Origin of the sequence: Rhodococcus sp. FH8 (genome assembly GCF_019266085.1) — a bacterium.
Lineage (GTDB): Bacteria > Actinomycetota > Actinomycetes > Mycobacteriales > Mycobacteriaceae > Rhodococcus_F > Rhodococcus_F qingshengii.
This window is the reverse complement of sequence record NZ_LPNQ01000078.1, coordinates 306,523-321,993: the sequence shown is the minus strand read 5'-3', so window position 1 is coordinate 321,993 and position 15,471 is coordinate 306,523. Positions and strand designations below refer to the sequence as shown.

Here is a 15,471-nt window from a genome sequence, read left to right as displayed (position 1 = left end):
CGCAGGTGCGAGAAACAGAAACCAGTGACGTTGCCGGTGTTCCGGTCGACGAAACCGATCGACTTTTGATGCGTGAATTGGTCTTGGACGGCCGTGCCACTCTCGCGAGCCTTGCTGAGAAGGCTGGACTCTCGATCTCCGCAGTCCAGTCGCGAGTGCGTCGTTTGGAATCTCGCAAGGTGATCCGTGGGTACTCCGCGAAGATCGATCCGGAGGCACTCGGTCACAATCTGTCCGCATTTGTCGCCATCACTCCTCTCGATCCCTCGCAGCCCGACGATGCGCCTGCCCGCTTGCGTCATCTGCCGGCGGTCGTCTCGTGTCACTCGGTAGCCGGGAGCGAAAGCTACGTCCTCCTGGTCCGGGTGGCGTCACCTCGGGCGTTGGAGCGATTGCTGCAGGAGATCCGTACGGCAGCCAACGTCAACACACGAAGCACCATCATCCTACAAACTTTTTACGACGAATGACGCTTGTTCAATAACTTTTACGGTCCTCTATCGACACTCCCGGAAAATTGACATAGCCTTCGCGTATGAGTACTGCGATGCGAGACTTCGGTGACAGTGCGCTCTTTCCGGTCTACGACGTGTTGAAGGCCAGCATCCTCGTCGACGGATTCGATCTGATTCTCGACGTCGAAGGGTCGCGGGGTTCCTATCTCCGTGACCTGCGAGACGGAACCGAGTATCTGGACATGTTCGGTTTCTTCGGCTCTTCGGCCCTGGGTATGAATCACCCTGCGATCACAGGCGACGAGGAGTTTCAACAGGAGTTGGCTGTCGTGGCCTCCAACAAGCCGAGTAACTCCGACATCTACACCGAACCCATGGCGCGCTTCGTTGCGGCTTTCGCTCGGGTACTGGGGGATTCGGCACTCCCACACTTGTTCTTCGTCGACGGCGGAGCCCTGGCGGTGGAAAATGCACTCAAGGTTGCCTTCGACTGGAAGAGTCGGTGGAACGAAAGCCGTGGGTTGTCAGCAGATCTGGGGACAAAGGTCCTGCACCTGACCGAGGCTTTTCACGGCCGCAGTGGCTACACGATGTCGCTCACCAACACCGAACCGGGCAAGGTCGCGCGATTCCCCAAGTTCGACTGGCCACGTATCGACTCGCCGTACCTGGCAGACGGCCGCGATGTCGAAGCTGCGGAGAGGCAAGCTCTCGATCAAGCGCGCCGAGCTTTCGCCGACAACCCCGACGACATTGCCTGTTTCATCGCCGAGCCGATCCAGGGCGAGGGCGGCGACCATCACCTCAGGCCGGAATTTCTGCAGGCGATGCAGGAGTTGTGCCACGAAAACGACGCCCTCTTCATTCTCGACGAAGTACAGACCGGTTGCGGAATCACCGGAACTGCCTGGGCCTACCAACAATTGGGTCTGAGTCCGGATGTGGTGGCGTTCGGCAAGAAAACGCAGGTGTGCGGAATCATGGCCGGCGGGCGCGTGGATGAAGTGCATGACAACGTGTTTCACGTCAGTTCTCGGATCAATTCGACGTGGGGTGGCAACCTCACCGACATGGTTCGTGCCCGGCGGATACTCGAAGTCGTCGAGCAGGACCGACTGATCGACCGCGTGCGATTCACGGGTGCGCATCTCCTTGCCCGGTTGACCGAAGTCTGCGGGCGGTACGCGGCGGCAACCGAGCCGCGCGGTCGTGGCCTCATGTGCGCGATCACTCTGGAAGACAGTGACCTTCGCGATCGCGTCGTACAGCGACTGCGTGAAGACGAGCACGTGATGATACTGCCCACCGGGAAGAGGGGAATCAGATTCCGGCCCGCGCTGACGGTGACCACCAGTGAGCTGGACGACGCGGTCGACGCGGTCGAGCGCGTGCTCGCACGCGAGACCTAGGGCCTCTGTAGCTGTTCCCACACTCGATCCGGTGACATCGGTGTGGAGTACATACGCACTCCACACGCGTTGGCAATCGCGTTTGCCAACGCCGGTGCTACAGGATTGAAGGGGGCCTCACTCATCGATTTCGCGCCGAAAGGCCCGAGCTTGTCGTACGTGTCGGCAAACAGTACTTCGGTGATCGGCAGATCCCCGATCTGGGGAACGTGATAATTGCGCAACTGCGGATTGATCACCCGACCTTCTTCGATGACGATCTCCTCCGACAGCGCAGCGCCGAGCGCTTGTCCCACACCGCCTTCCACCTGCCCGCGCAGTTGTGCCGGGTTCATGACGGTGCCGGCATCGGCGGCCTGAACCGACTGCAGGATCTTCACCCGGCCGGTGTTCGTGTCGACGGCAACGCGAAAACCGTGAACGTTGAACGAGACCGAGCGCGGTGTCCCGTCGTGGCGACCGTCAGCGGCGAGCGGGCCACCTTCGAGTAGCGTCGCGAAATCGAGGCAACCGTGGGACGTTTCGACACCGTCCGGCGAAAGGTCGTCGATCTGCGCGCCGCGACCGCTCGATCGCACCGCACGGGTCAGTATCCGCTCGCGAAGGCGCTCGCAGGCGATCAGGAGCGCCTTTCCGGCGACCACCGTTCCTGTCGACCCGAATGCTCCGGTGTCGTATCCGCCGGCATCGGTGTCGGATTGAACAATCGTGATGCGATCGACTGTCGTCCGCAATTCGGTGGCCGCGATCTGTTGGTGAATCGTAGTGGTTCCGTTGCCGAACTCAGCGGTGCCGATGTTCACGACGTACCGACCGTCGGCCTCGAGTGCGACGGTGGTGTCGGAGAAGTGACCACGCGGCGGGATCGTCGCGATCATGGCAATTGCCATGCCCCGACCGATCTGCCAACGCGACCCAGCCGGTGCAGCCTCTCCGCGTCCGCTCGACAGTGCACTGTCGACGAGGTCGATGCACTGGTCCAGTCCGTAGCTGCCGAATTCGAGATCACCGTCTTCGACGTGCCAGTCGACAAAATCGTCTCCGGGAACGACGACGTTGCGCCGCCGAAACTCGAAGGGGTCCATGCCGAGACGATCCGCGAGCTGATCCATGGCCGACTCGACGGCGAAGATGATCTGGCCGAGCCCGTAACCACGAAAGGCCCCGGAGGGAACGTTGTTCGTGTAGACCGCTTCGGCGTCGACGCGTTTGGTCGCAGCGCGATAGACCGCCATGGATTCGGCGCAACCATGGAACATGACTCCGATCGAATGGTTCCCGTACGCCCCCGCGTCGGAAACGACGTCGATAGCGAGCGCAGTGAGAGTTCCGTCGGCGTCGGCGCCCGCACGCACCGATACTCGCATCGGATGCCGTGACGGTGCGATGGTGAACTGATCGCTTCGGCTGAACTCGTAGGCTACGGGCTTGCCGGTCTTCAAGACGGCCAGTGCGACCAGATCCTCGGTGAGTAGTTCCTGCTTCCCGCCGAAACCCCCGCCTACCCGTTTTGCGAACACCCGGATTCGGCTGCGATCGAGATCGAAGATGTGGGCCAATTCGTCCCGAACCAGAAACGGCACCTGTGTGCTGCTTCTGATGACGAGACGGCCCTCCTCGTCGAGCCACCCCACTGCGCCGTGAGTTTCCAAGGCCACGTGCTGGACTCGCGCAGTTTTCCACGTACCTTCGACGACTGCAGTCGCATCCGCGAGCGCACGGTCCAGATCGCCGACGCCATCGTGAAGCGCGGCAACCACGTTGCGAGGGGCCTCGGCGATCCGCGAGCTCTCGTCTTTGTCGCCGTGCAGGAGTGGAGCGCCGGGGGAACGCGCCAGATCTGGTTCGAATACCGCGTCGAGTACCTCGTAGTCGACTTCGATCAGCGAGAGTGCACGTTCCGCCTGCGTCGGGGTTTCGGCGATGACCGCGGCTACGCGCTGGCCGCGGAAACGGAGGGTGCTGTCGAACACGCGCGTGTCGTCCGGATCGTCGTTGCGGTCCTCGTGCCGGGCGGTCGAGAACAGCACGTCCGGACTGTCATGAAAGGTGAGGACCGCGGCGACGCCCGGCGCCGCTTCGGCTGCTGCCGTGTCTATCCGCGTTATGTGTGCGTGTGCGTGCGGACTGCCGAGTACTGCGACGTGAAGCAGGTCGACCGGCTTCTCACCCGGGGAGAAGTCCATGGTGTACTGCTCGGTTCCCGTGACGATGCGCGCGGACGCCGGTGCTGCGATCGAACGCCCTTGTGCCCCGCCTATTTTGGCAGTCTCCGTATTGGATGTACCGGCGAGAGCGTCACGAATGGACCGATAACCGGTGCAGCGGCACAGGTTACCTTTCATCGAGCACGCGAGATCGGATTTTTGCTCGACCGACAACGCTGATGCGGTGACTACCATTCCCGCTGTACAGAAACCACATTGGAATCCGCCCGCGTCCACGAATGCCTGTTGAATGGGGTGAAGTTTCTCCGGTGTTCCGAGACCGGAGGCGGTGACGACGTCGCGGCCGTCGATGCGATGGGCGGGAAATATGCACGAATGGGTGGGGTGTCCGTCGACCAGCACCGAGCAGGCGCCGCAGTCTCCGGCATCGCACCCCTTCTTGACGGAGTTCGCTCCGTGCTCGCGGAGGAAAGTTCGCAGGCACTGTCCTGGGCGGGGCTGGTCGTCGCGCGGAACTCCGTCCACCGAGTACTTCATTCCAGTTCACCTCGGATTTCTTCGGCAAGAAGCTCGGTCATCGCCTTCCGCCACGGCGCAGTTCCATGGACATCGGTGAAGTAGGCGTCTTCCGGAATCCTGCTGCGCAACGCATCCGCAAGTGCTGTGGCGTCGGGGAGTTCGTCGAATTTGAGAGCGTACGGACGGCGGGTCGCGGCGGTGATCGCCAGCGTGAAACCGTCGGCGCCGCAGCGTCCGGCCACGGCTACGGCCGATCGCCCGAGTGACGTCTGAGCCAGCTTTCGCATCGCGGTACGTGCAGTCAATGCATGCACGGGAATCCGGATACTGCGGATGATCTCGCCGGACCTGAGTACGTTTCGAGAATCGTCGATAACGAAATCGACTACGGGGAACGAGTATTCGGTACCGTCCGGACGCCAGATCGTCAGTTCGGCATCGAGAGCGGTACACAGAGTCGTCATCGCTCCGGCCGGGAAGGAGAGCGCGATGTTGCCGCCGACTGTCGCGTATCGCAACACCTTCCACGATGCGAGTAGTGCGTCAGCGCAGTGTTGGAACAGCGCTGCGGCGCGCCAGGATGCGGGAAGTTCGGCGCGGCACAGTTCCTCGATGGTGCAGGTGGCCGCGATCTCGAGACCGAGATCGCCGACCGCCACAGCTTCCCAGTCGAAGCCCGCAAGGTCGACAAGGGTGGTCAGGTGCGGCTGCGGTTCCGAGTACAGCCAGGTGCCGCCACCGATGAACCCGATGCCGGGTGACGCACAGGGGAGTTCGGCGCGGGTCCGCGGCACCAGAACTTCGTCGACGCTGTGCAGGTCCATCGCGACCTCAAGCCTTTCCGAGTAGATCGCGGTGTGCGCGTGCGACATCCGAGGCCACGACGTCCTCGTCGACGGTGGTGACTCGTCCGTCGGCAACTACGATTCGCCCGTTGACGAGCAGTAACTTCAGCGGGGGAGTCGAGCCGAGTACGAGCGCCGCCACCGGATCGGTGATGCCGGCATGCGCGACGGTGTCGAGTTTCCACACCGCCAGGTCGGCAAGTTTTCCGACCTCGATCGATCCGATTTCGCCCTCGCGGCCCAGAACTCGTGCGCCGGCGATCGTTCCCAATTCCAAGGCTTTTCGCACCGTCATCGTCTGCGGTCCGCCCTTCGCGCGAGCAAACAGAAGTGCATGACGAGACTCCTCGATCAGGCTGCAAGCTTCATTGCTCGCCGCGCCGTCCACGCCGAGCCCCACGGTGACCCCGCCGTTCACCAGATCGGCGGCACGGGCGATACCGGCTCCCAGGCGCGCGTTGGAGGTCGGGCAGTGCGCCGCCGCAGTTCCGGTTCGCGCCATCGTCTCGATACCGGCGTCGTCGAGATGGACTGCGTGGGCGTACCAGACGTCCGGGCCCACCCAGCCGACTCGTTCCATGTATTCGACCGGCGTGCAACCGAAATGCTCGCGGCAGAATCTCTCCTCGTCCAGTGTCTCGGCCAGATGCGTGTGCATACGCACGCCGTTTTCGCGGGCCAGCGTCGCGGACTCGCGGAGCAATGCCTCCGTCACCGAGAAGGGTGAGCAGGGAGCTACCGCGATCTGCAGCATCGATCCGGGATTCGGGTCGTGCCAACGGTCGATCACCGACTGCGTGCCGGTCAGGATGTCATCGAGTTTTTCCACGACGTGATCCGGTGGCAGGCCGCCGGAACTCTGGCCGAGATCCATCGACCCACGACACGGGTGGAATCGAAGGCCGACCTGCGCAGCCGCGGTGATCTCGGCCTCGAAAACGTCGCCGGCGTCGCGGGGAACGACGTAGTGGTGGTCGGTGGTGGTCGTACATCCGGTTTTCGCCAACCACGTGAGGCCGCCGGTGGCCGCCACGTGGACGGCGTCGGCGTCGATACCCGCCCAGACGGGGTACAGGGTGGTCAGCCACTCGAAAAGCGTCGAGTCCGCGGCCAGGCCTCGGGTGATCCATTGGTAGAGATGATGATGTGTGTTGACCAGACCCGGCGTGATCAGGCAACCACTCCCGTCGATCACTTGCGCACCCGGGTATTCGGGTGGCGTTCCGGCGCCGACGTCGACGATCTTGTTGCCCGAGATCACCACATAGCCGTCTGAGTACTCGGAGCGATCGCCGTCCATCGTGACCACATGAGCGCCCGCCACGACGAGTGTTGCCCCGAGAGCTGATTCGGTCACGACAACCAACCGGCGTAGGTGGTCCACGACGGTCCCGCGTCTGGTGCGTCGGATCGGCTGACCGCAGCTTGGATCAGGCCGTACGGACGATCCGCAGCGTGGAACACCTCGTTGTCGTTCTCCACTCCGAAGCGGCCGAGTGCATATTCGAAATGATGCTTGTTGGGTGCGGACAGTCGAACCTCCGCGATGATCGGGAATTCCTCGAGGATTGCCTTGCCGATGTGGAAGAGCGTCTGCTGCAGGGCGAGTGAATGTACCTGTGCGAACTGCTTGACGATCTGTGCCTTGATGCCCGCGTAGACCGATTCCCAGTCGACGTCGGTGGTGACGAATCGCCACTGGGCGACCAACGTCGTCGCCATGACGCGGTCGTCGGTCGGCTCGAGAACGGTGTACGGATCTTCGAGAAAACCCGAGAACTCACTACCGGTCGATTTGAGGATCACCAGGTCCTTCAGGCCGCCGATCACCCATGTCCCGGTATCGGAGATGGTGATCGACGCCGTCCGAACTTCCTGACCCTTCCGAATCCAGGTGTAGTCGTGCTCGCTGCCGTCGACAATCGCACGCTCCCAGGCGTATTCCTCGATCTCGATCCGCGCGCCACTGACCGGTTCGATGTCGTCGACGAAATGACGGGCGAGTTCGAGTCCGTACGTCTCGATCGAGATCAGACCCTTTTCCTTGGCGTAGGAGTAGGCCGTTTGTTTCTGCGTGTCGGTCGGCAGAACCTTCGATTGATCACCGGTGAGGTACGCGTCGGCGAAATCTCCACGCAGGCAGGTGGAGACGTTGATGTCGTGAATTTCGTGACGGGGGGTGTCTCGATAGATTCGGACTACTCGATTTTCCGCTTTGCCGTACTGGTGACCCGATAGTTCGATCGATCCGCTCAACCGTTCGGTGTTCGTACTGCCGGTTGTGATGTTGCCGGTCGTGATGTTTTCGGTAGTCACGTGTTCAGCTCCCGCGATAGGTGGAATAAGCAAAGGGCGACAGCAACAGTGGGACGTGATAGCCCCGTGCCGTGTCGTCCACCCGGAAGGTCACTGTCACTTCCGGGTAGAAGTTTTCTTGTCCGTTGGTCTCGAAATACGTTCCGGTGTCGAAAGTCAGGGTGTAGTGACCGGCGGTCAGGCCACCGGGAGCAAGTTCGGGGATGCGGCCGTCGGAGTCGGTCTCCGCAGTGGTGACGGAGGCGCCGTCTCGATCACGAAGTTCGACGCGAATCCCCGCCGCGGGGTTGCCCGTCGTCGCGTCGAGAACGTGCGTGCTGAGGGTCTTGCTCATGCTGTGCCTCCGGCGAGTGCATCGATCAGACGGGCGAGTCTGATCCGATTGATGGCGGCCAATTCGGTTCGAAGCACGGAACGCTCGGTCGCCGGGTCGTTTCGGAGACGACCTCGAAGGATGTCGAGGAGCTCCGTTCCAGATTTCCCCGACGCGCAGACCAGGTAAACATGGCCGAATGTCTCTTCGTACTCGGCGTTCTTCCGTCGAAGTTCCGCGAGTACGTCTTCTGTCGCCGACGAGACTCCCGACTGTTCACGGGTAGAGGCCGCGCTCTCGCTTCGCTCACCGATTCGTGGGTGGCCGGAGAGAGCGTCGTCGATCTCGGACTCGGGAAGCTCGGCCAGCACCGCATCTGCTTTGTCGAACAGAGCTTCCAGATCGGCGAACGGGCGAGACGAGGCGATTTCCTGTGCCCACACGGCGGAATGGCAACACTCGAGCAGCGCCGCGACTGCCTGGTGGTCACCGAGCGCATCGAAGGCTCCGAGACCACTGGAATTCGTTGTAGGCATGTCCACAGGATTACTTGAGCATGTTACGGATCTGTAGCGCAGCAATTACGGGAGATGATGTGTCTCGATCTTATTTCTCCGGCTGCTCTTCCCCGATCACGGTTTCTCGGCGACCGATACATTCTCAGGTATGACCGATACTCCGAAGCTGTCTTCCGTCGTACCGTCCCTGGCGAACCTCCGAGACATCGGTGGCCCCGAATCGAGCTTCGGTGGCACCGTCCGCACCGGGATCGTGTTTCGTTCCACCGATCTGGCATCGCTCAGTGCGGACGGCGCACAGACCCTCGCCGATCTGGGCATCGTCACGATCTACGATCTGCGCACCGAATCCGAACGCGAGACGGCACCGGATCTGACGCCGGACGGTATCCGAGAAATCGGCCTGGACGTATTGGCGGACAAGCAGTATCGCGCCATTCCGGCTCAGATGCAGCAGATGATCGCCGACCCGGCGTTTGCTGCCGAAGCATTGGGCAGCGGCCAGGCGCTCGAGTACTTTCAGGGAAGTTACCGCGATTTCGTGAGCTTGCCGAGTGCGGTCGCGTCGTACCGGCAACTGTTCGTCGACTTGGCCCAGCCGCCCAGCTCGCCGGCACTCATTCACTGCACCACGGGCAAGGATCGGACGGGTTGGGCCGCCGCCGCGTTACTTCTGTTCCTGGGCGCTTCCGAGGACGCGGTCTTCGCGGACTACCTCGAAACCAACAAGATTTTGTTGCCGATGTTCGCGCCGCTCCTCGAGCGATTCGAGGCCAAGGGGATCGACCCGACCCTGCTCGAGGGTGTCCTCGGTGTCAGGCGCGAGTACCTGGAGGCGTCGATGGCAGAGCTCGCGCAGGTACACGGATCCATCGAGGCCTACTTCACCGACGGCTTGAAGATCGACGCGTCGACCCAGGACCAATTGCGGAGCAACCTGCTCAGCTGATCAGGACCTGCTCGGCTCGTCTCGGCGGGAAGTTCGTCGCCTCGTCACGAGGCTGACGATACCGATCCCGGTGGCGATGCCGAGCAGGTCGGCGCTGCCGTCCCAGATCGAACCCGAACGCGAAATGGGCAGCGCTGCTTGAAGAACCTCGGACGTCGCGGCAAAGATCACCAACCACACAGCGGTGAGCCACACCGGGATCCGCGCGTGCAACGAGGTGATCGCCAATACCGCGAACATCAGCGTGTGAGTGATCTTGTCGGTGTTCTCCGGGCTCGAGGGCACGGTGGAACCCGGGGAGAAGAGCATGATCAGGGCAATGACCACGGCGATCGCCAACGGCCAGTATCGGTTGTTCTTCAATTCGTCTGCCCCTCGACGACGACGAGTCCGAGTGCACCTTCGGCGAACCTGGTGACGGCGTCGGCGGCTGTCGTGAGCGCCTCGGTGTGCCCGTCGCGGGCCCAGCCGGTGAGCAGGGCGGTGGAGTCGAGAGGCGTCAGAACGACCTCGGCGAGAAGCTCACCGGTGTTGGGTTGGCACACTGCCCAGGAGTAGACGCTGTTTTCGTGCCACTGAGCGCTTCGCTGACTCACGTAATCGGGGTCGGTGATACCACCATCGGCAAGGGCGGGGCGGTCGTCCACACGCTCGTCTGCGCGTAGTGCGCGTAGATACCAGCCGCCTGCGTTGATCTCGATCGGCTCCATCAGTCGGAGTCCCGCTCGCGGCGGCGCTTGGCTTTGCGTTCCCGGTCGGTACCGAACAGCAGTGCACCGGCCAGGGGAATCGCGAGGAACCACAACCAGGTACCGGTGACGAAGAACAGGATCACCGCGAGAATCGGGACGACGGCCATGACGCGACCGGACCAGTCGGGGTTGAAGCCTCGCTCCGCCGGTGCGTCGGGAGGCGTCACCATCGACAGGGGAGCGGTGCCGGGGGCTTGGTAGTTGCCCGGAAGATCGGCGAACACCGGAACGAGTTCACTGCGAGTTGTTGCGGCACTGACGATTCCGCTTCTCTCGTCGAACTCGGTGACGGTGAGGCGGCCTGCGGCGAAGTGCTCGCTCAGGAGATCGAGTGCCTGCTCGCGTTCTGCAGTGCCGATGCGAATGTCGGGGACGTCAGCCATCGTTACAGCCTACTCAAACGACTGTGCGCCTTTCCGGTAGTGGGGACTACCGGAAAGGCGCACGGGGCCGGAGGCCCTACTTCAGTTCTGCGAGAACCGTTCCCTGCGTGATTGCTGCACCCGGCTCGACGGACAGTCCGGTGACGACACCGGCCTTGTGCGCGTTGACGGGGTTTTCCATCTTCATGGCTTCGAGAACGGCGATCAGATCGCCTTCTGCGACTTCCTGGCCTTCGGTCACTGCAACCTTGACGACGGTGCCCTGCATCGGAGCCGTGACAGCGTCACCCGATGCTGCACCTCCGCCGGCGCCGCCGCGCTTGCGCGCCTTCGGCTTCTTGCGGATCGCACCGGAGGCAGCGCCGCCGCCGTTGCCGAGCGAGAACTGGCCCGGGAGGGAAACCTCGACGCGACGTCCACCGACCTCGACGACGACGTTCTGACGCGGCAGAGCCTCGTCCTCGTCGTCGACGGGAGCACCGGCGCCTGCGTACGGCTCGATGGGGTTGACCCAGTCGGTTTCGATCCACTTGGTGTAGATGTCGAACTTCTCGCCGTCGCCGATGAATGCCGGATTCTCGACGATGTGGCGGTGGAACGGGAGAACGGTCGCGAGGCCGTCGATCTCGAACTCGGCCAGAGCGCGCGATGCCCGCTGGAGGGCTTCTTCGCGGGTGGCGCCGGTGACGATGAGCTTGGCGAGCATGGAGTCGAACTGTCCGCCGATGACGTCGCCGGCAACGACACCGGAATCGACGCGAACGCCGGGGCCCGTGGGCTCACGGTAGACGGAGACCGGGCCGGGGGCAGGCATGAAGCCGCGGCCGGCGTCTTCGCCGTTGATGCGGAACTCGAAGGAGTGTCCACGCGGGGTGGGATCTTCCTTGATGGAGAGTTCTTCGCCGTTGGCGATGAGGAACTGCTGACGCACGAGGTCGATGCCCGCGGTCTCTTCCGTGACGGGGTGCTCGACCTGCAGGCGGGTGTTGACCTCGAGGAAGGAGATGGTGTCGCCCTGAACCAGGTACTCGACCGTTCCGGCGCCGTAGTAGCCGGCTTCCTTGCAGATGGCCTTGGCGGATGCGTGGATGCGTGCGCGCTGGTCGTCCGTCAGGAAGGGAGCGGGAGCCTCTTCGACGAGCTTCTGGAAGCGACGCTGCAGCGAGCAGTCGCGGGTACCGGCGACGACGACGTTGCCGTGCTGGTCGGCGATGACCTGAGCCTCGACGTGGCGGGCCTTGTCCAGGTACTGCTCGACGAAGCACTCGCCGCGACCGAAGGCTGCGATGGCCTCACGGGTGGCCGACTCGAACAGCTCGGGGATTTCCTCGATGGTCTGGGCGACCTTCATGCCGCGTCCACCGCCACCGAAGGCAGCCTTGATCGCAACCGGGACGCCGTATTCCTTGGCGAATGCGACGACCTCGTCGGCGCCCTTGACGGGATCCTTGGTGCCTGCTGCCATCGGCGCCTTCGCGCGTTCTGCGATATGGCGTGCCGTGACCTTGTCGCCGAGGTCGCGGATGGACTGCGGTGACGGACCGATCCAGATGAGGTTCGCGTCGATGACGGCCTGGGCGAAGTCGGCGTTCTCGGAGAGGAAACCGTAGCCGGGGTGGATCGCGTCGGCGCCGGACTTCTTGGCTGCGTCGAGGATCTTGTCGAACACGAGGTAGGACTCGGCGGACGTCTGTCCACCGAGGGCAAATGCCTCGTCTGCGAGCTTCACGAACTGCGCGTCTGCATCGGGCTCGGCGTAAACGGCAACGCTGCCGTAGCCGGCATCCTTGGCCGCCCGGATGACCCGTACCGCGATTTCACCGCGGTTCGCGACAAGCACCTTCGTAATGTGCGCGCTGGCATGACTGGGCACTGAGCCTCCTGTGGTTCGCATAGTCTGTCTCCGCGGTGTATTCCTCTGGGATTTCACCATCGGGGGATTGGCATCACTTCGGAGTGTATGCATCGCTTCGGCGCTGGTTGTAACCGGATCGCTAAAGCCCACTCCGGCTTAGGAAACGGTTTCGAAAACTACCGATGAGTAGCTGTCGGAGGTGGCGGCGTCCGGTTCGGTGACGATTTCTTCGATGGTCCGGCGCAGTGCGGCCACGTAGGCGTGAACCGCGGCGTTCGCCGTCTCGTTGCCTGGGTACCTGACCGCGAGGTTGAGTCCCTGGGGTGTGCGGTTGATCCAGATGTAGACGTCGTGCGTATATGCCTTGCTTCGAAGTGCTCTGGCGTTCCATTCGGGCCACTGTGCGGCTTCGGGCACGAAGCGAACGTCCATGTAGGACACGACGAATCGCGGTCGGATCGGGGTTTCGAGGTGCTCACCGATCCGATCGAACGGGACAGCTGCGGCAGGCTTGACCGAAGCGATGGATTCGGCGGCGCGTGTCGCGAGGTCGCCGAACGAACAGTCCGATCCAACGGCGAACTCGACCGGGCACAGTCCGACGAACCAGCCGAGCGCACCCGCCCACTCCTGAGCGCTGCGGGTGTGAACCGGCGTCACGACCTCGAATCGATCGGATCCCGCGACTTCGCGACCTACAGCGGCAAGTCCGCCGAGAAGTCCGGCGAAGTACCCCACGCCGGTGGCTGCACACGTCGAACTGAAGGCCTTGGACTGGTCGGCGTCGAGCAGCCAGGTCGACAGGCCGTTCTGAGAATCGGTTCCACGGTCACCGATCGGTAGCGGGAACTGGGGTAGACCGTCCGTGCCGAGAGCCTTTCGCCAGATCTCGACCGCAGCCTTCTCGGCTTCCATGTCGGCCATCTGCTCGCGTTCGACGGCACCGAAATCGACGTAGCTGCCCACCGGAAACAGATTTGCAGCACTACCGGTCGAGGCCTCGCGGTACAGAGCTGCGATCTCGTGAGCGACCAGCACGATCGAGAACCCGTCGATGATCGAGTGGTCCGCCGCGAAGAACACGGTGAACGGACCGTCGCCACCGCGGGGCGTCAACGTCGCGAAGACGTACGACGGCCAACTGTGCGGGGACGCGTAATCGTCGAACAGGCGGTGAAGGTGGTCGAAGTTGTCCTGGCTGGACGCGTCGTAGCCGTGGCTGACGACCCCGATGTCGATTCCGCCGAGCGGGACCGTGTGCCGGGTGATCTCGCCGCTCGAAGGTTCGAGGACGGTATGCGAGCGCAGAACTTCGTGACGGTCGATCCACCGGCCGAGAGCGACTCGGAACGCATCGACGTCGAGCGGGCCGGAAATCTCGAAAGCTGTTCCCAGCCAAGACTTGTCGCCTGCGCCTGCAGCGGAACGGTTGAGATGTGCCTCGTGAATGTAGGAGACGGGCCGCGGATCCGGAACCCAGGGCCCGGTTGCGCACGGCAACCATTCGACGAGTGCGCCGGCCGGAATCGCATAGTCGGCCAGTTCGGTGAACTCCATGTTTTCAGCCCCGCAAGTGCCGCTTGATGCGCGCGAGCATGGCCGACATTCCGCGCAGACGGAGCGGGCTCACGGCTTCTGCGAGACCGAGCGCCGAATAGAAGTCGTCGGGTACACCGAGGATCTCGTCGGCGCTGTGGCCGTCGAGCCCCTGCGCGAGGATCGATGCGAAACCACGCGTCGTGGGAGCCTCGGGGGGAGCGCTGAAGTACAGACGGACGTTGTCGCGATCCGAATCGTCGACCGAGAGGAAGAGCGGCGACTGACATTCGGGGACCGGCTCCATCGCGCTCTGCTCGAGCTCCGCCGGCAACGGCGGCAGCTCTCGGCTGAACTCGAGAAGAAGGGTGAGCTTGTCCGAGGCGCCGACGGCCGCGAAGTCGTCGACGATCTCGGCCAGAGCCGAAGGAAGAGCGCTCATGACGCCGATACAGAGGACGGAACGGCGCCGGGCTCTTCGCCCTGGACGATCGGGACGCGCACGGCATTGCCCCACTCGGTCCACGAACCGTCGTAGTTACGAACGTTCGGGTAGCCGAGAAGATGAGTCAACACGAACCAGGTATGACTGGAACGCTCACCGATGCGGCAGTACGCGACGATGTTGTCGTCGGCCGACAGGTCGCCGTAGATCTCGCCGAGTTCGGTACGGGTGCGGAAGCGGCTGTCCGGTGCCGCTGCCTTCGCCCACGGGATGCTGAGCGCGCTGGGAATGTGTCCACCACGCAACGCACCCTCTTCGGGGTAGTCGGGCATGTGGGTGCGCTCGCCGGTGTACTCCTGCGGAGATCGCACGTCGATGAGCGGCCCGTCGCCCAAGTGCGCGAGAACGTCGTCCTTGAATGCGCGAATGGGAGCGTCGTTGCGCTCGACGACCGGGTAATCCGTTGACGTGATGTCGGGAACGTCGAAAGCGGTGTCGCGGTTCTCGGCGATCCACGCATCGCGGCCACCGTCGAGAAGACGGACGTCCTCGTGGCCGAAAAGAGTGAAGACCCACAGTGCGTAGGCCGCCCACCAGTTGCTCTTGTCGCCGTAGATGACCACGGTGTCGTCGCGGCCGATGCCCTTGCGGTTCATCAACTCTGCGAACTTCGCACCGTCGATGTAGTCGCGGGTGACCGGATCGTTGAGGTCGAGATGCCAGTCGATCTTCACGGCTCCGGGGATGTGGCCGACGTCGTACAACAACACGTCTTCGTCGGATTCGACAACCTTGAGGCCCGGCGCACCGAGATTCGCCGAGAGCCATTCCGTCGAGACCAACCGGTCGGGATGCGCGAACTCGGCAAACGCGGTTGAGGGATCGGGGGCAACGGGCACGGGCGTACTCCTGAAGACGAATCGTTCGGTTCGAACACGGACTTGATCGATTCTATGCGCTGTGCGCAAGGTGAGACGCCCGGAAGCAGGTTCTGCCTGCTCGTGCCCG

Annotated in this window: 16 protein-coding genes; 3 read left to right on the top strand and 13 right to left on the bottom strand. The window is 63.1% G+C overall.

Features of this window, described 5'->3' with window-relative positions; genetic code table 11:
• Positions 1–5 precede the first annotated feature (5 nt).
• Positions 6–470 carry an Lrp/AsnC family transcriptional regulator gene (locus ATN38_RS25335; protein WP_003940830.1) on the top strand — a complete coding sequence of 155 codons (465 nt, stop codon included), beginning with the start codon at positions 6–8 and terminating at the stop codon, positions 468–470.
• A 65-nt stretch (positions 471–535) separates the two neighbouring features.
• Positions 536–1,864 carry an L-lysine 6-transaminase gene (gene lat, locus ATN38_RS25330; RefSeq protein ID WP_042922145.1) on the top strand — a complete coding sequence of 443 codons (1,329 nt, stop codon included), beginning with the start codon at positions 536–538 and terminating at the stop codon, positions 1,862–1,864.
• Here lat and ATN38_RS25325 read toward each other — a convergent pair.
• The 6 genes from ATN38_RS25325 to uraD form a co-directional block, all read right to left on the bottom strand.
• Positions 1,861–4,569: a molybdopterin cofactor-binding domain-containing protein gene (locus ATN38_RS25325; RefSeq protein ID WP_218748902.1), complete on the bottom strand. Its 2,709-nt coding sequence runs from the start codon at positions 4,567–4,569 to the stop codon at positions 1,861–1,863. The genes lat and ATN38_RS25325 overlap by 4 nt on opposite strands.
• Positions 4,566–5,375, bottom strand: coding sequence for an FAD binding domain-containing protein (locus ATN38_RS25320; protein ID WP_030535037.1), 810 nt, complete (start codon positions 5,373–5,375; stop codon positions 4,566–4,568). The genes ATN38_RS25325 and ATN38_RS25320 overlap by 4 nt, the downstream gene beginning before the upstream one ends.
• A 7-nt stretch (positions 5,376–5,382) precedes the next feature.
• Positions 5,383–6,696, bottom strand: coding sequence for an 8-oxoguanine deaminase (locus ATN38_RS25315; RefSeq protein WP_231915147.1), 1,314 nt, complete (start codon positions 6,694–6,696; stop codon positions 5,383–5,385).
• Between the two features lie 53 nt (positions 6,697–6,749).
• Positions 6,750–7,652, bottom strand: coding sequence for a factor-independent urate hydroxylase (pucL, locus tag ATN38_RS25310; RefSeq protein WP_037129153.1), 903 nt, complete (start codon positions 7,650–7,652; stop codon positions 6,750–6,752).
• Between the two features lie 64 nt (positions 7,653–7,716).
• Positions 7,717–8,046, bottom strand: a complete 330-nt coding sequence (uraH, locus tag ATN38_RS25305; protein WP_007727227.1) for a hydroxyisourate hydrolase — start codon at positions 8,044–8,046, stop codon at positions 7,717–7,719.
• On the bottom strand, positions 8,043–8,561 hold the full coding sequence (gene uraD / locus ATN38_RS25300) for a 2-oxo-4-hydroxy-4-carboxy-5-ureidoimidazoline decarboxylase (protein WP_030535033.1): 519 nt from the start codon (positions 8,559–8,561) through the stop codon (positions 8,043–8,045). Before uraD ends, uraH begins: the two co-directional genes overlap by 4 nt.
• Positions 8,562–8,691: 130 nt before the next feature.
• Here uraD and ATN38_RS25295 point away from each other — a divergent pair, with 130 nt between their 5' ends.
• Positions 8,692–9,492 (top strand): tyrosine-protein phosphatase, encoded by an 801-nt coding sequence (locus tag ATN38_RS25295; protein ID WP_003941008.1) that lies wholly within the window; start codon positions 8,692–8,694, stop codon positions 9,490–9,492.
• On the opposite strand, the gene ATN38_RS25290 is transcribed toward ATN38_RS25295, so the two are convergent.
• The 7 genes from ATN38_RS25290 to ATN38_RS25260 form a co-directional block, all read right to left on the bottom strand.
• Positions 9,493–9,855 carry a VanZ family protein gene (locus ATN38_RS25290; RefSeq protein WP_218748901.1) on the bottom strand — a complete coding sequence of 121 codons (363 nt, stop codon included), beginning with the start codon at positions 9,853–9,855 and terminating at the stop codon, positions 9,493–9,495. It abuts the gene before it with no gap.
• Positions 9,852–10,202, bottom strand: coding sequence for a hypothetical protein (locus ATN38_RS25285; protein WP_003940792.1), 351 nt, complete (start codon positions 10,200–10,202; stop codon positions 9,852–9,854). The genes ATN38_RS25290 and ATN38_RS25285 overlap by 4 nt, the downstream gene beginning before the upstream one ends.
• The gene (locus ATN38_RS25280; protein ID WP_003940708.1) at positions 10,202–10,627 is read right to left on the bottom strand and encodes a DUF1707 domain-containing protein; all 426 of its coding nucleotides are present in this window, start codon (positions 10,625–10,627) and stop codon (positions 10,202–10,204) included. The genes ATN38_RS25285 and ATN38_RS25280 overlap by 1 nt, the downstream gene beginning before the upstream one ends.
• A gap of 76 nt (positions 10,628–10,703) precedes the next feature.
• On the bottom strand, positions 10,704–12,500 hold the full coding sequence (locus ATN38_RS25275; RefSeq protein ID WP_030535031.1) for an acetyl/propionyl/methylcrotonyl-CoA carboxylase subunit alpha: 1,797 nt from the start codon (positions 12,498–12,500) through the stop codon (positions 10,704–10,706).
• 138 nt (positions 12,501–12,638) lie between these two features.
• Positions 12,639–14,039: a condensation domain-containing protein gene (locus tag ATN38_RS25270; protein WP_003940858.1), complete on the bottom strand. Its 1,401-nt coding sequence runs from the start codon at positions 14,037–14,039 to the stop codon at positions 12,639–12,641.
• Between the two features lie 4 nt (positions 14,040–14,043).
• Complete coding sequence (locus ATN38_RS25265; RefSeq protein WP_003940804.1) at positions 14,044–14,460, bottom strand: SufE family protein; 417 nt, start codon at positions 14,458–14,460, stop codon at positions 14,044–14,046.
• Entirely contained in the window at positions 14,457–15,362 is a 906-nt protein-coding gene (locus ATN38_RS25260) for a sulfurtransferase (protein WP_003940962.1), read from the bottom strand. Before ATN38_RS25260 ends, ATN38_RS25265 begins: the two co-directional genes overlap by 4 nt.
• Positions 15,363–15,471 lie beyond the last annotated feature (109 nt).

Coding starts and splice junctions, on each gene's coding strand:
- lat (WP_042922145.1), top strand. CDS start 536: ATGAGTACTGCGATGCGAGACTTCGGTGACAGTGCGCTCTTTCCGGTC.
- ATN38_RS25325 (WP_218748902.1), bottom strand. CDS start 4,569: ATGAAGTACTCGGTGGACGGAGTTCCGCGCGACGACCAGCCCCGCCCA.
- ATN38_RS25320 (WP_030535037.1), bottom strand. CDS start 5,375: ATGGACCTGCACAGCGTCGACGAAGTTCTGGTGCCGCGGACCCGCGCC.
- ATN38_RS25315 (WP_231915147.1), bottom strand. CDS start 6,696: ATGGACGGCGATCGCTCCGAGTACTCAGACGGCTATGTGGTGATCTCG.
- uraH (WP_007727227.1), bottom strand. CDS start 8,046: ATGAGCAAGACCCTCAGCACGCACGTTCTCGACGCGACGACGGGCAAC.
- uraD (WP_030535033.1), bottom strand. CDS start 8,561: ATGCCTACAACGAATTCCAGTGGTCTCGGAGCCTTCGATGCGCTCGGT.
- ATN38_RS25295 (WP_003941008.1), top strand. CDS start 8,692: ATGACCGATACTCCGAAGCTGTCTTCCGTCGTACCGTCCCTGGCGAAC.
- ATN38_RS25285 (WP_003940792.1), bottom strand. CDS start 10,202: ATGGAGCCGATCGAGATCAACGCAGGCGGCTGGTATCTACGCGCACTA.
- ATN38_RS25280 (WP_003940708.1), bottom strand. CDS start 10,627: ATGGCTGACGTCCCCGACATTCGCATCGGCACTGCAGAACGCGAGCAG.
- ATN38_RS25270 (WP_003940858.1), bottom strand. CDS start 14,039: ATGGAGTTCACCGAACTGGCCGACTATGCGATTCCGGCCGGCGCACTC.
- ATN38_RS25265 (WP_003940804.1), bottom strand. CDS start 14,460: ATGAGCGCTCTTCCTTCGGCTCTGGCCGAGATCGTCGACGACTTCGCG.